The organism is Kocuria sp. GQ42 (assembly GCF_059758435.1).
This window is the reverse complement of sequence record NZ_JCAXEN010000001.1, coordinates 1-13,860: the sequence shown is the minus strand read 5'-3', so window position 1 is coordinate 13,860 and position 13,860 is coordinate 1. Positions and strand designations below refer to the sequence as shown.

12 protein-coding genes are annotated in these 13,860 nt (G+C 72.6%); 9 read left to right on the top strand and 3 right to left on the bottom strand.

The annotated features are described in order from the left end of the window. Genes AC6CH6_RS00060 through purM form a run of 4 tightly spaced genes read left to right on the top strand, consistent with a single transcriptional unit; the run spans window position 1 to window position 3,760 of the window. The gene (locus AC6CH6_RS00060) at window positions 1-366 is read left to right on the top strand and encodes a sterol carrier family protein (RefSeq protein WP_017832571.1); all 366 of its coding nucleotides are present in this window, start codon (window positions 1-3) and stop codon (window positions 364-366) included. A gap of 10 nt (window positions 367-376) precedes the next feature. Next, entirely contained in the window at window positions 377-811 is a 435-nt protein-coding gene (locus tag AC6CH6_RS00055) for a hypothetical protein (protein WP_498253622.1), read from the top strand. Between the two features lie 5 nt (window positions 812-816). After that, entirely contained in the window at window positions 817-2,598 is a 1,782-nt protein-coding gene (gene purF / locus AC6CH6_RS00050) for an amidophosphoribosyltransferase (RefSeq protein ID WP_498253621.1), read from the top strand. Between the two features lies 1 nt (window position 2,599). Then, on the top strand, window positions 2,600-3,760 hold the full coding sequence (purM, locus tag AC6CH6_RS00045; protein ID WP_498253620.1) for a phosphoribosylformylglycinamidine cyclo-ligase: 1,161 nt from the start codon (window positions 2,600-2,602) through the stop codon (window positions 3,758-3,760). 144 nt (window positions 3,761-3,904) lie between these two features. Here the strand turns inward: purM and AC6CH6_RS00040 are convergent, their stop codons facing one another. The 3 genes from AC6CH6_RS00040 to AC6CH6_RS00030 all read right to left on the bottom strand — a co-directional run bounded on the left by AC6CH6_RS00040 (window position 3,905) and on the right by AC6CH6_RS00030 (window position 7,835). Further along, window positions 3,905-4,129 (bottom strand): DUF3073 domain-containing protein, encoded by a 225-nt coding sequence (locus AC6CH6_RS00040; protein WP_031282554.1) that lies wholly within the window; start codon window positions 4,127-4,129, stop codon window positions 3,905-3,907. Between the two features lie 254 nt (window positions 4,130-4,383). Continuing rightward, window positions 4,384-6,999 carry an ATP-dependent chaperone ClpB gene (clpB, locus tag AC6CH6_RS00035; RefSeq protein WP_498253619.1) on the bottom strand — a complete coding sequence of 872 codons (2,616 nt, stop codon included), beginning with the start codon at window positions 6,997-6,999 and terminating at the stop codon, window positions 4,384-4,386. A gap of 260 nt (window positions 7,000-7,259) precedes the next feature. Further along, a complete protein-coding gene (locus AC6CH6_RS00030; RefSeq protein ID WP_498253618.1) occupies window positions 7,260-7,835 on the bottom strand; it encodes a hemerythrin domain-containing protein in 576 nt (191 codons plus the stop codon). Between the two features lie 225 nt (window positions 7,836-8,060). On the opposite strand from AC6CH6_RS00030, the gene AC6CH6_RS00025 reads away from it, so the two are divergent. From AC6CH6_RS00025 to AC6CH6_RS00005, 5 genes are all read left to right on the top strand, one after another. Then, window positions 8,061-9,413 (top strand): MFS transporter, encoded by a 1,353-nt coding sequence (locus tag AC6CH6_RS00025; protein ID WP_480154651.1) that lies wholly within the window; start codon window positions 8,061-8,063, stop codon window positions 9,411-9,413. A gap of 147 nt (window positions 9,414-9,560) precedes the next feature. Next, window positions 9,561-10,532: a CapA family protein gene (locus AC6CH6_RS00020; RefSeq protein ID WP_498253617.1), complete on the top strand. Its 972-nt coding sequence runs from the start codon at window positions 9,561-9,563 to the stop codon at window positions 10,530-10,532. A gap of 275 nt (window positions 10,533-10,807) precedes the next feature. Continuing rightward, window positions 10,808-12,493 carry a ribonuclease J gene (locus AC6CH6_RS00015; RefSeq protein WP_095650384.1) on the top strand — a complete coding sequence of 562 codons (1,686 nt, stop codon included), beginning with the start codon at window positions 10,808-10,810 and terminating at the stop codon, window positions 12,491-12,493. 85 nt (window positions 12,494-12,578) lie between these two features. Next, on the top strand, window positions 12,579-12,947 hold the full coding sequence (locus AC6CH6_RS00010) for a MerR family transcriptional regulator (protein ID WP_017832581.1): 369 nt from the start codon (window positions 12,579-12,581) through the stop codon (window positions 12,945-12,947). After that, the coding region (locus AC6CH6_RS00005) for an acyltransferase family protein (protein ID WP_498253616.1) at window positions 12,944-13,860 on the top strand (917 nt) is incomplete at its 3' end. The genes AC6CH6_RS00010 and AC6CH6_RS00005, both read left to right, overlap by 4 nt.

Below are 13,860 nucleotides of genomic sequence, written 5' to 3'. Positions count from 1 at the left end.
GTGGCCCGCCGCCGCGTCGACCCCGCGGACGGGACCCTGGCCCTGAGCGCCTGGCGCGCGGACCCGGACGGCACCCCGCGCCGGACCGTGGCCACCGCCGTGCGCTACACCCTCGAGGAGCTCGCCGAGCGGGTGCCCGGCAACAGCGTGGAGGTGCGCGTCCCGCCCTTCGGCGTGACCCAGTGCGTGGCGGGGCCCCGGCACACCCGCGGGACCCCGCCCAACGTCGTCGAGACCGACGCCCGCACGTGGCTCGGCCTGGTGACGGGGGCCGTGACCTGGCCGGAGGCCGTCGCCTCGGGGGCCGCTGTGGCCTCGGGCACAAGGACCGATCTCGCGGACGCCCTCCCCCTGTTTCCCCGGTAGCCTTGAGGGCATGAGCTCCACTCCCTCCTCCCCCTCCGCGCGCCCGTCCTCGCGGAAGCTCCCGCGCCGGCGCCGCCGGGTGCGGGCGGCCGTGCCGCTGGCCGCCTCCGGCAGCCAGCAGATGACCCTGCGCCGCGCCCCGAACATCTGGGCGTTCGTCCTGCTCGGCGGCGTCCTCGGCGCCGTGGTGGGCGTGCTCGTGGGGCTGTCCGGCGGAGGAAGCGCGGAGTTCACCCAGGGGGCCGTGACCCTGTTCATGGTCTCCGTCTGCACGGTCCTGGGCCTGGCGGCCGGCGCCGTCCTGGCCCTCGTGCTGGACCGGGTCTCCGTGGCCCGGGCGCGGGCCGTCACCACCGAGGTCGTGGACGGGGACGACGACGCCCCGTCCGGGGCGACGGGCGACGCGCCCCGGCCCACCGACCCCCGAAGCTCGAGAGAAGGCTGATCGACGTGGTTCGCCCTGATGGACAACTCAGCCACGACCTGCTCCCCGGAGAGAAGGGCCCCCAGGACGCGTGCGGCGTGTTCGGCGTGTGGGCCCCCGGCGAGGAGGTCGCGAAACTGGCCTACTACGGCCTCTACGCCCTGCAGCACCGCGGCCAGGAGTCGGCCGGCATCGCCGCGAGCGACGGCAACCGCATCGCCGTGTACAAGGACATGGGCCTCGTCTCGCAGGTCTTCGACGAGGCGACCCTCACCACCCTGACCGGGCACCTGGCCGTGGGCCACTGCCGGTACTCGACCACGGGCGGGTCCCACTGGGCCAACGCCCAGCCCACGCTGGGCGCCACCCCGCACGGGACCGTGGCGCTCGCGCACAACGGCAACCTCACCAACTCGGCGGAGCTCTACGAGAAGCTGATCGACAAGTCCGGGTTCCCCTCCCAGGGGGAGATGGCGCAGGGCAACACCACGGACACCGCGCTGGTCACCGCGCTGCTGGCCGAGCACCCGCACGGCTCCCTCGAGGACGCGGCCATGCACCTGCTCCCCCAGCTCGTGGGCTCCTTCTGCCTGGCGTTCATGGACGAGAACGCCCTCTACGCCGCCCGCGACCCGCAGGGCATCCGGCCGCTGGTCCTCGGCCGGCTCGAGCGCGGCTGGGTGGTGGCCTCCGAGACCGCGGCGCTGGACATCGTGGGCGCGTCCCTGGTCCGGGAGATCGAGCCCGGCGAGTTCGTGGTGATCGACGAGCACGGCCTGCGCTCCCAGCGCTTCGCCGAGACCCGCCGCGCCGCGTGCGTGTTCGAGTACGTCTACCTGGCCCGCCCGGACACCACCATCAACGGCCGCTCCGTGTACGAGTCCCGCGTGGAGATGGGCCGCCGGCTCGCCCGGGAGCACGGCATCGACGCAGACCTCGTCATGCCCACCCCGGAGTCCGGGACCCCCGCCGCCATCGGCTACGCCGAGGAGTCCGGCATCCCGTTCGGCAACGGCCTGGTCAAGAACGCCTATGTAGGACGAACGTTCATCCAGCCCTCGGACACCATCCGCCAGCTGGGCATCCGGCTCAAGCTCAACCCCCTGAAGTCCGTGGTGGCGGGCAAGCGGCTCGTGGTCATCGACGACTCGATCGTGCGCGGGAACACCCAGCGGGCCCTCATCCGGATGCTGCGGGAGGCCGGGGCCGCCGAGATCCACGTGCGGATCTCCTCCCCGCCCATCAAGTGGCCGTGCTTCTACGGCATCGACTTCGCCTCCCGCGCGGAGCTGATCGCCAACGGGCTCGGGGTCGAGGAGATCAGGGCGTCCCTGGGCGCCGACTCCCTCGGCTACATCTCCGAGGACGGGATGATCGCGGCCACCCTGCAGGAGCGCGGCGAGCTGTGCACCGCGTGCTTCTCCGGGACGTACCCCACCCGGCTGCCGGACGCCGACAAGCTGGGCAAGAACGTCTTCGAGGCCCGCACGCCCGTGGACTCCTCCCCCCGCCGCGCCCCGGGCGGATCCGCCGTGGCGCAGCGGCCGGAGCACGCCTCCGCCGTGTCCATCGACACCCGCCCCTCGGCCACGGACGGACTCTCCCGCCGGCCCGCCGAGCGCACCAGCATCTCCGACGAGGACCCCGGCGTCCAGGAGACCTCCACCGGGTGCGACCCCGGGCCCGACGCCGACCTCGAGGACCTGATCCTGCCGGAGGACCGGGTCCCCGCCGCCCGCACGACCACGGGGCCCGCCAGGCCCGGATCCCAGCACGCCGCCCAGCCCGAGACCGCGAAGGACGCCTGACATGGCCCAGCCCCCCTCCTCCACGAACCGCACCGTCACCTACGCCAGCGCGGGCGTGGACGTCGAGGCGGGAGACCGCGCCGTCGAGCTCATGAAGAGCGCGGTCAAGGCCACGCACACCGCCAACGTGATCGGCGGGGTCGGCGGGTTCGCGGGACTCTTCGATGTCTCGGAGCTGCTCGCCTACCGCAAGCCCTACCTCGCCACCTCGACCGACGGGGTGGGCACCAAGGTGGCGATCGCCCAGACCCTCGACGTGCACGACACCATCGGCTTCGACCTCGTGGGCATGGTCGTGGACGACATCGTGGTGGTGGGCGCCAAGCCCCTGTTCATGACCGACTACATCGCCACGGGCCGCGTGGTGCCCGAGCGGATCGCGGACATCGTGCGCGGCATCGCCGCGGCCTGCGAGCAGGCCGGCACCGCCCTGGTCGGCGGCGAGACCGCCGAGCACCCGGGCCTGCTGGCCCCGGACGAGTACGACGTGGCGGGGGCCGCCACCGGCGTGGTCGAGGCCGACGAGCTGCTGGGCCCGGACCGCGTGCGCGCCGGCGACGTGGTCATCGGCATGGCCTCCTCCGGCCTGCACTCCAACGGGTACTCCCTGGTCCGCAAGGTCATCAACGTGGCCGGGTGGTCGCTGGACCGGCAGGTCTCAGAGCTCGGCCGCACCCTGGGCGAGGAGCTGCTGGAGCCCACCCGCGTCTACGCCGCCGACGTCCTCGACCTCGCCGCCGCCTTCCCCGTGAACGGCGCGGACCGGACCACCGGCCGCGGTGTCCGCGGCTTCAGCCACGTGACCGGCGGCGGCCTCGCCGCGAACCTCGCCCGGGTGCTCCCCGCCGGGCTCGAGGCCACGGTGGACCGCAGCACCTGGGAGCTGCCCGCGATCTTCCAGCTGATCAGCCAGCTCGGCAACGTCCCCCTGCCCGACCTCGAGCGGACCCTCAACCTCGGCGTGGGCATGGTCGCGATCGTCGACCCGTCGGTGGCCGACGCCGCCGTGGCCCACCTCACGGCCCGGGGCCTGCCCTCGTGGGTCATGGGCACCGTGGACGGGATCGACCCGGACGCCGACCACGGCGGGCCCGACTGGGTGCAGGGCGCCAAGGGCGTGGACGGCGGCGCGGTGCGCATGGTCAACGCCTACACGGGCTGATCCGGCCCGGAGAGCCCCGGAGGAACAGCGAACGCCCCGCCGGCCGGCGGGGCGTTCGCTGTTCGCGGGGACGCGAAGAAGGTGCTCGTCCTGGACGGGCACCCTGTTGCGTCGTGCGGTGGAGACGAGCGGAGTTCCCGGTGGTTACCGGCGGAAGTCCTCGTCGTAGTCGTCGGCGTACTTGTCGACGTAGGCCGAGTAGTCGTCCTCGTCCTCCTCGACGGTCTCCTGGACCGGCTCCCGCAGCGGGGGCATCTGCTCGCTGCCGCGCAGTTCCCGCTGGAGTGCCGTGAGGTCGGTCTGCGGGCTGAAGTACTTCATCTCCCGCGCCTGCCGTGTCGCCTTCGCCTTTTGACGGCCGCGCCCCATGGCGTGACCCCCTCTGTCTCTTGGTCCGGACGGCGGCACTCTGGCACAGAGTACGGCCCCGGAAATGTCGTATGAATGGTTCGTGAGACCAGGGTACATGGTTTGTCAGCCCGTTGCGCCCGGCCCGGGACCGGCGCGGTGGACTGTCGGCAACCTCACGGGAGGCGGGCGGAACGCGCTCCGGGAGCCCCGGCGGTGGGCCGTCGCCGGGTCTCCCCGACGGCGGCCCGCCGGCCGGCGGCGCGCCCCGCAGCTCAGTCCGCGGCGTGCGCCCGCTCGGACACGGCGGTGACGGTGAGCCCGTCCGCCACGACGTCGGCGTCGACGTCCACCCGGACCGCGTCCCCGTCCACGACCGCCCCGGAGAGGATCGCCCTGGCGAGCTTGTCCCCGATCTCCCGCTGCACCAGCCGGCGCAGCGGCCGGGCGCCGTAGGCCGGGTCGTAGCCGGTGAGACCGAGCCACTCGGTGGCCGCGGGCGTGACCTCCAGGCGCAGGCGGCGCTGGCCCAGGCGCTCGGCGAGCTGGGCGACCTGGATGTCCACGATCTTCGACAGGTCGGACGTGGACAGCGGGTCGAACAGGATCACGTCGTCGAGCCGGTTGAGGAACTCGGGCTTGAACGAGGCGTTGACCACGTTCATCACCGCCTGCTTCTTCGCCTCCGGCTCGATGGTCTGGTCCACCAGGAACTGGCTGCCCAGGTTGGAGGTGAGGATCAGGATCACGTTGCGGAAGTCCACCGTGCGTCCCTGCCCGTCGGTGAGCCGGCCGTCGTCGAGCACCTGCAGCAGGATGTCGAAGACGTCCGGGTGGGCCTTCTCGATCTCGTCCAGCAGGACCACCGAGTACGGGCGGCGCCGCACGGACTCGGTGAGCTGGCCGCCCTCCTCGTAGCCGACGTAGCCGGGAGGGGCGCCGACCAGCCGGGAGACCGTGTGCTTCTCCCCGTACTCGGACATGTCGATCCGCACCAGCGCGCGCTCGTCGTCGAACTGGAACTCCGCCAGGGACTTCGCGAGCTCGGTCTTGCCCACGCCGGTGGGACCCAGGAACAGGAAGGAGCCGATCGGCCGGTTCGGGTCGGAGATGCCGGCGCGCGAGCGGCGCACGGCGTCGGCGACGGCCTGCACGGCCCGGTGCTGGCCGATGAGTCGCTTCCCCAGCACCTCCTCCATGTGCAGCAGCTTCTCGGTCTCGCCCTGGAGCATGCGTCCGGCGGGGATGCCGGTCCAGGCCGAGATCACCTCGGCGACGTCGTCGGCCGTGACCTCCTCGGAGACCATGGTGTCGTGCGGGGCGGAGGTGTCCTCCTGCTCCTGGGCGGCGTCGAGCTCCTTCTGCAGCGCCGGGATCTCCCCGTAGAGCAGCCGGGAGGCCTCCGCGAGGTCGCCCTGGCGCTGGGCCATCTCCGCCTGCGAGCGCAGGTTGTCGATCCGCTCCTTGAGGTCGCCGACGCGGTTCAGGCCGGCCTTCTCGGCCTCCCACCGGGCGTTGAGGGCGTCCAGGTCCGCCTTCTTGTCGGCCAGCTCCTGGCGCAGCGCGGCGAGGCGCTCGACGGACGCGGGGTCGGTCTCGCGCTCCAGCGCGAGCTCCTCCATGGTCAGGCGGTCGACGGCGCGGCGCAGCTGGTCGATCTCCTCCGGCGCGGAGTCGATCTCCATGCGCAGCCGCGAGGCGGCCTCGTCGACCAGGTCGATGGCCTTGTCCGGCAGCTGCCGGCCCGGGATGTACCGGTTGGACAGCGTGGCCGCCGCGACGAGCGCGGCGTCCGCGATCTGCACCTTGTGGTGTGCCTCGTAGCGCTCCTTGAGCCCGCGCAGGATCGCCACGGTGTCCTCCACGGAGGGCTCGCCGACGTAGACCTGCTGGAAGCGGCGCTCCAGGGCGGCGTCCTTCTCGATGTTCTCGCGGTACTCGTCCAGGGTGGTCGCGCCGATCAGGCGCAGCTCGCCGCGGGCCAGCATGGGCTTGAGCATGTTCCCGGCGTCCATCGAGCCCTCGGCGGCGCCGGCGCCGACCACGGTGTGGATCTCGTCGATGAAGGTGACGATCTGCCCCTCCGAGTCCTTGATCTCCTCGAGCACGGCCTTGAGCCGCTCCTCGAACTCGCCGCGGTACTTGGCGCCGGCCACCATGGACCCGAGGTCCAGGGAGATCAGCGTCTTGCCGCGCAGCGACTCGGGGACGTCCCCGGCGACCATGCGCTGGGCGAGGCCCTCGACGACGGCGGTCTTGCCGACGCCGGGCTCACCGATCAGGACGGGGTTGTTCTTGGTGCGGCGGGACAGCACCTGCACCACGCGCCGGATCTCGGAGTCCCGCCCGATGACCGGGTCCAGCTTGCCCTCGCGGGCCATGGCGGTCAGGTCGGCGCCGAACTTCTCGAGCGCCTGGAAGGTGCCCTCGGGGTTGGCGGTGGTCACGCGACGGTCTCCTCTCACGGACGGGACGGCGGTCCTCAGCTGCTCGGGTCCGGCGCCTGCGCCCCGCAGGACGTCCCCGACCTTCCCCTCCTGCTGGGCGAGGCCGTACAGGAGGTGCTCGGTGGAGATGTACTCGTCGCCGAGGGACTGGGCGAACTGCTCCGCGGCCTGGATGACCTGCAGCGCGCCCCGGTTGAACTGGGCCTGGGCCGTGGAGGAGCCGGACGCGGAGGGCAGGGCCTTGATGGCGGCGCTGGCTTGCGCGGAGACGGCGTCGACGTCGGCCCCGGTGGCCTTCAGGACGGCGACGGCCACACCTTCCCGCTGGTCCATGAGGGCCTTGAGGAGGTGGGCGGGCTCGACCTGCGGATTGCCCGCGGTCGAGGCGTTGGTGGAGGCGGCGGAGAGCGCCTCCTGGGACTTGGTGGTGAACTTGGTCTCCACTGCGGCTCCTTGGCGAGGGACGTTCTGGAACGGATCGGGGACGAACCGGCCCGGCGCCGATCATCATTGGGTGCGGCCGGGCAGTTCAGCTAACCTGAGTCTAGCGCACTCAACTCCCGGACGACAGGGGCTGTGTCCGCTCGGTGCCGGCGACCCACCGTGGTCCCGTGGAACAGCACGGACCCCCGCCGGGCGAGCCTCGCGAGGCGCTCGTCCAGCAGGGGTCCGTGCCGTGCTGTCCGCGGGGGACCGTCGCCCGGCTAGCCGGTGCTCCGACCCGTCAGCCGGTCCCGGAGCCGGTCGACCATGCCGACGCCGGGCCCGACGGTCTTGTGGAACAGCTCCGAGTGCGGCGCGGAGGGGTGCGGCCGGGTCGGCGCCACCTTCTTGGCGTTCTGCACCTTCCGGCCCAGCTCCACGAGGTCCTCGGCCGGGATGTGCGCCCGCAGCTTCGGGAACTGGTCGGACTCCTCGTCGTCGATGTGGTGCCGCAGCTGCGACTGCATCTCGCGGATCAGCTCCATGAACGCCGGCTCGGAGGCGGCGACGCCCTCCACCTGCTTCATGACCCGGACGAGATCGTCGTGCTCCTTCTTGTCGTGCTCGACCTCCTCGGCGCCGCCGGGCAGGTGCTTCTCCATCACCGGGTAGACGTGCATCTCCTCCGCGACGGCGTGGCGCATGACCTCCGCGATCACGGTGTCGGCCAGGTCCCTGCGCCGGGCGGCGTCCGCGGCGCCCTCGATCTGGCCGAGCAGTTCGAGCATCTCCCGGTGGTCGGTGGTGAGGATGTCGATGACATCGGTGTCCGGACCCGCAGCGTGGGTGTCGGTCATGGGACGCGCCTCCTTGAAGTCGTGGTTCCCGGTTCCGTGGGCGGCATGACGAGGCCCTGGAACCCGAGCGCGACACGTATCACACGGATGCCCGATTTGTCCAAGATCACAGGCCCGAACCGTTGGATGCCCTCGACATCCTCCGTAGCATCGAGGTTTCCACCCGTTCGGCCCGACGACGCGCCTTCCACCCGCACCCCCTTGTTCCGCACGGAAGGATCCGCCATGTCCGCACCTCGCACTGCCGTGCTCCAGGTGATCAACGCCCCGGACCGCACCGGCACCCGCTTCGCCCTCTTCGCCCTCGCCCTCGGCGGCTTCGGCGTGGGCACCACCGAGTTCGCCTCGATGGGCCTGCTCCCCTTCATCGCCGAGGACCTCGACGCCTCGATCCCCTCCCTGGGGCACGCCATCTCCCTCTACGCCCTGGGCGTGGTCGTCGGCGCACCCCTCATCACGTCCCTGACCGCCCGGGTGGAGCGCAAGAGGCTCCTGCTCGGGCTCATGGCCGCCTTCACCGCCGGCAACGTCCTGTCCGCGGCCGCGCCGTCCCTCGAGTGGCTGTACGTGGCGCGCTTCCTCTCCGGTCTGCCCCACGGCGCCTACTTCGGGGTCGCCGCGGTGGTGGCCTCCTCCCTGGTGCCGCGCGAGCGGCGCGGCACCGCCGTGGCCCGCGTGGCGCTCGGCCTGACGGTCGCCAACATCGTGGGCGTCCCCCTGGCCGCCGTGCTCGGCGGGAGCCTGGGCTGGCGGGCCGGGTACGGGCTCGTGGTGGTCATCGGCCTGCTCACCGTCGCGGCCCTCGCCCTCTGGATCCCCCGCACCCGCAAGGGCGGCGGCGTCTCCGTGGCCCAGGAGGTCCGTGCCCTGGGCCGGCCCCAGGTGGCCCTGACCCTGCTGGCCGGGGCGGTCGGCTTCGGCGGCATGTTCGCGGTCTACACGTTCGTCTCCCCGATCCTGACCGAGCTCAGCGGCCTCGACATCTCGATGGTGCCGTGGGTGCTGGCCGTGTACGGCGTGGGCATGACCGCGGGCTCCCTGCTGGCGGGCCCGCTGCTGGACCGGTCCATCGAGAAGACCGCCCTGGGCGCGGGGGCGGTCTCCGGCGTGGCCCTGGCCTTCTTCGGCCTGTTCGCCCACTCCGCGGTCGCGGCCGTGCTCGGCGTGCTGTGGATCGGCGCCATGGGCGCCCTCTTCAGCACCGCGCTGCAGATGCGCCTGCTGCGCGAGGCCAAGGACGCCCCGTCCCTGACCGCCGCCATGAACCACGCGGCGTTCAACCTGGCCAACGCCATGGGCGCCTTCCTCGGCGGCGCCGTCATCACCGCCGGCTGGGGCTACCGCTCCCCCGCCTGGGTCGGCGTCGGCCTGGCCGTGGCCGGCCTGCTCATCCTGGGCTACGCGACCCGCCTGCACCGCACGGGGGGCGTCCCCGCCCCCTCGCCCGTGCGCACCGGGCCCTCCTGGGCCTATCAGGCCGTCTCCGACCTGTCCGTGCTCCTGCCGGAGCCGGCGCAGCTGCGCCCGGCCGTGGCGAACAGCGCCCGGATGACCGACTGGGCCGATCTGGGCCGGTGACCGGTGACCGCCGGCGTCTCCTGCCTCCCGGGCGGGCGGCGCCGGCGGAGCCGCGTGGTCCCCGTGACCGGGACGGCCACCACCGGCCGCTCTTGTCCGTCCACAGCCCAGGGGTCACGATGGGAGCGTCCGGACAGGAGGCGGCTCATGCGGATCGCACTGGTCGGCGATGTCATGCTCGGCCGGCTGGTCGACGAGCGGCTGCGCCACGAGGGCCCGGCCCATCCGTGGGGGGACGTCCTCCCCCTGCTCGCGCAGGCGGACCTGCGGTTCGCGAACCTCGAGTGCGTGCTCGCCGACGACGGCCCGCCCTGGCCCGGCAAGAGGTTCCACTTCCGCTCGGACCGCAAGAACGTCGCGAGCCTGGAGGCCGCCGGCGTCGACGTCGTCTCGCTGGCGAACAACCACGTGCTCGACCACGGCGTGGAGGCCATGCGGGAGATGCTCCCCCTGCTCGACGAGCACGGCATCCTGCACACCGGGGCGGGCCCGGACGCGGAGGCGGCACGACGCCCCGCGGTCTGCACCCGGGCCGGGACCGAGGTGGGCTTCCTCGCCTTCACGGACAACGAGCCGGGCTGGGCGGCGGGCCCCGCGTCCCCCGGCGTCCACCACGTGCCCGTCGACCTCGCCGACGACCGCGCGCGGGACCTCCTGCAGCTCGTCCGGCGGACCCGGGAGCGCACCGGCCTCCTCGTCGTCTCCGCCCACTGGGGGCCCAACTGGGGCGCGCAGGTGCCGCCGGAGCACCGCGCGTTCGCCCGCGCGCTGGTGGAGGCCGGGGCGGACGTGGTCTTCGGCCACTCCGCGCACATCTTCCGCGGCGTCGAGGTGCACCGCGGCCGGCCGGTGGTCTACGGCGCCGGGGACTTCGTCGACGACTACGCCGTCCGTCCGGACGAGCGCAACGACCAGTCCTTCGTCTTCCTGCTCGACGTCCGGGACGGCCTGCCCCGCCGCCTGCGCCTGCACCCCACGGTGATCGAGGACCTCCGGGCGAGGACGGCCACCGCCGAGGCCCGGGGCATCGCACGGCGGATGGAGCGGCTCAGCGCCGCGCTCGGCACGCGGTGCACGTGGCGCGACGACGAGCAGTGCCTCGACGTCCCGCTGGACTGACGCCCTCCCGCTGTCCCGCCGCGAGCGCGCGGAGGACCCGCGCCGAGCCCCTTCCCGCCTCGCCGATGACCGGTCACCGCCTCCCGCGGGCCCCCGCCGGGGCGGTCCGTTCCCCGTCCGCGCCGCCCGGCGGTCCGCCGCGACCCTGACCCGACGTTAGAGTTGTCCCAGACTTCTCGGGGCCGTCAGGTCCCGGACGCGGCCCCGGCTCGACGCGAGCCGCCCGCACGACCTTGCTCCACCCCACGTTGAACCCACGATGAAAGCGGAATCCTTTGACCATTTCCTCCCGCAAGCTCAAGTCCCCGCCCCCGCTGCCCTCCGGGGGCCTGCGGATCACCCCGCTGGGCGGTCTGGGCGAGATCGGACGCAACATGACCGTCTTCGAGCACGCCGGCAAGCTGCTCGTCGTCGACTGCGGGGTGCTGTTCCCCGAGGAGCACCAGCCCGGCATCGACGTGATCCTGCCCGACTTCACCTCCATCCGGCACCGGTTGGGCGACATCGTCGGCATCGTGCTCACCCACGGCCACGAGGACCACATCGGGGGCGTGCCGTACCTGCTCAAGGAGCGCCCGGACATCCCGGTCATCGGCTCCGAGCTGACCCTGGCGTTCATCACGTCCAAGCTCAAGGAGCACCGGATCACCCCGAAGGCGGTCCACGTCGAAGCCGGGGACACCCACAAGGCGGGCCCGTTCGAGTGCGAGTTCGTCGCGGTCAACCACTCGATCCCGGACAGCCTGGCCGTGGCGATCCGCACGGACGCCGGGCTGGTGCTGCACACCGGGGACTTCCGGATGGACCAGTTCCCGCTGGACGACCGGATCACCGACCTGCGCCACTTCGCGCGCCTGGGCGACGAGGGCGTGGACCTGTTCCTCACCGACTCCACCAACGCCGAGGTCCCCGGTTTCACCACCTCGGAGCAGGAGCTGACGCCGGCGATCAACCAGGTCTTCGCCACCGCCCCGAAGCGGATCATCGTCTCCAGCTTCGCCAGCCACGTCCACCGCATCCAGCAGGTCCTCGACGCCGCCCACGCCCACGGGCGCAAGGTGGCCTTCGTGGGCCGGTCCATGGTCAAGAACATGGGCATCGCCCGGGACCTGGGCTACCTGAAGATCCCGCGCGGGCTGGTGGTCGACTTCAAGAAGCTCCAGTCCATGCCCGACGCCAAGGTCACCCTGGTGTGCACCGGGTCCCAGGGCGAGCCCCTGGCCGCGCTCTCGCGCATGGCCAACGAGACGCACCAGATCCAGCTCAACGCCGGGGACACGGTGCTCATGGCGAGCTCGCTGATCCCGGGCAACGAGAACGCGATCTACGGCATCATCAACAAGCTCACCGACCTCGGCGTGAAGGTCGTGCACAAGGGCAACGCCAAGGTCCACGTCTCCGGCCACGCCTCGGCCGGGGAGCTGGTCTACTGCTACAACATCGTCAAGCCCACCCACGTGCTGCCCGTGCACGGGGAGTCCAAGCACCTGCACGCCAACGCCGAGCTGGCGGTCCGCACCGGTGTCGACCCGGAGAACGTGCTGATCGGCCGGGACGGCACCGTCATCGACCTCGTCGACGGCCGGGCGCGGATCTCCGGGCAGGTGGAGGCCGGTCTGGTCTACGTCGACGGCCACACCGTGGGCAAGGTCACCGAGGAGACCCTGGTGGAGCGCCGGCTGCTGCAGGAGGGCGGCGTGGTCACGGTCGTGGCCATCGTCGACGCCGATACCAACGCGCTCGCCGAGCCGCTGGAGTTCCTCGCGAAGGGCTTCGTCCACGACGAGCACGTCTTCGACGGGGCCGCCGACAAGGTGAAGAACGCCCTGGCGCGCCCGGCCACGTCCAAGGTCGCCGACCTGGAGAAGCTCGAGTCGATCATCGCCGAGACCGTCTCCCGCCACCTCGAGCGCGCCTACCGGCGGGCCCCGCTGGTGACGGTCGTCGTCGTCGACGCCTGAGCCCAACGACCGCCCGGTCCCGGCCCCGGGGGCGGGGCCGGGCGGTTGGTAGACTCGGGGTCCCCTGATTCCTGGAGGTCGTTCGATGCCGCAGCGCGTCCGCGGAGGCACCATGCAGATCGGCGAGCTCGCCGATCGGACCGAGCTGTCCCTGCGCACCATCCGCCACTACGACGAGGTGGGCCTGCTGCCGGCCTCGCGCACCGAGGGCGGGTTCCGCGTCTACACGGAGCGGGACGTGGAGCGGCTCACCCACATCAAGCGGATGAAGCCGCTCGGCTTCTCCCTGGAGGAGATGGCCGAGCTGCTCGAGCTGCTCGGCGCCGACGAGCCCGCAGAGGCCCGGCTCGCCGACTACCTCGAGCGGGCCCACCCCGAGCGGGACCGGCTGGCCAGGAAGCTGGCCCAGGCGGACGAGTTCATCGCGATGCTGGAGCAGCGGCTCCGGCGATGAGCGAGCGCTCGACGAGCTGCGCCGCCGCGCCCGTGGCGGTCCTCCGCAGCCCGTCCCCGCGGACCGCCCACCGCCCGGACCTGCAGGGTCTGCGCGGGGTGGCGGTGCTGCTGGTGGTGGTCTTCCACGTGTGGACCGAGAAGGTCTCCGGCGGGGTGGACGTGTTCTTCGTGCTCTCCGCGTTCCTGCTCACCGGCTCCTTCGCCCGCCGGATCGAGCACGGCCGCCCCCTGGAACTGCCGGCCTACTGGACCCGGACCTTCGCTCGGCTGCTGGGCCCGGTGGCGGTGCTGCTGCTGGCCGTGCTCGCCGCGGTGTTCCTCTGGTTCCCGCCCAGCCGGTGGGCCGACCTGTTGACCCAGGCCTGGGGGTCACTGTTCTACGTCGTGAACTGGGTCCTGGCCGATCAGGCCGTGGACTACTACGCCGGCAACTCCGCGGCCACGACCCCGCTGCAGCACATGTGGTCGCTGTCGGTGCAGGGCCAGGTGTTCCTGGTGTGGCCGCTGCTGCTGGCCGGGGCCGCCGTGACGGCCCGGCGGATGGGGATCGGGTTCCGGCCGGTCGCCTGGGCCGTGTTCGCCGCGGTGTTCGCCGGCTCCCTGGCCTGGTCGGTGGTGGCGACGGCGGCCGGGCCCGAGGCGGCCTACTTCAGCACCCTGACCCGGCTGTGGGAGTTCGCCTTGGGCTCCATGGCAGCCCTGATACTCACCACCGGCACCCCGGGCACGGCGTCCCGGCGCCGGACCGCCCCGGCCCGGGTGACCGGGGTGGTCCTGGGCTGGGCCGGACTGGCCGCGATCCTCGCCACCCCCTTCCTGATCGGGCCCGACACCCGGTTCCCCGGCACCGTGGCCCTGGCCCCCACCCTCGGCGCCGCCGCGATCCTGCTCGGCGGGGCCCTGGCCCCCGG

Excerpts from the sequence above, each read along its gene's own strand:
- AC6CH6_RS00040 (WP_031282554.1), bottom strand. The coding sequence starts at position 4,129 with ATGGGGCGCGGCCGTCAAAAGGCGAAGGCGACACGGCAGGCGCGGGAG.
- purM (WP_498253620.1), top strand. The coding sequence starts at position 2,600 with ATGGCCCAGCCCCCCTCCTCCACGAACCGCACCGTCACCTACGCCAGC.
- AC6CH6_RS00025 (WP_480154651.1), top strand. The coding sequence starts at position 8,061 with ATGTCCGCACCTCGCACTGCCGTGCTCCAGGTGATCAACGCCCCGGAC.
- AC6CH6_RS00010 (WP_017832581.1), top strand. The coding sequence starts at position 12,579 with ATGCCGCAGCGCGTCCGCGGAGGCACCATGCAGATCGGCGAGCTCGCC.
- AC6CH6_RS00055 (WP_498253622.1), top strand. The coding sequence starts at position 377 with ATGAGCTCCACTCCCTCCTCCCCCTCCGCGCGCCCGTCCTCGCGGAAG.
- AC6CH6_RS00020 (WP_498253617.1), top strand. The coding sequence starts at position 9,561 with ATGCGGATCGCACTGGTCGGCGATGTCATGCTCGGCCGGCTGGTCGAC.
- AC6CH6_RS00030 (WP_498253618.1), bottom strand. The coding sequence starts at position 7,835 with ATGACCGACACCCACGCTGCGGGTCCGGACACCGATGTCATCGACATC.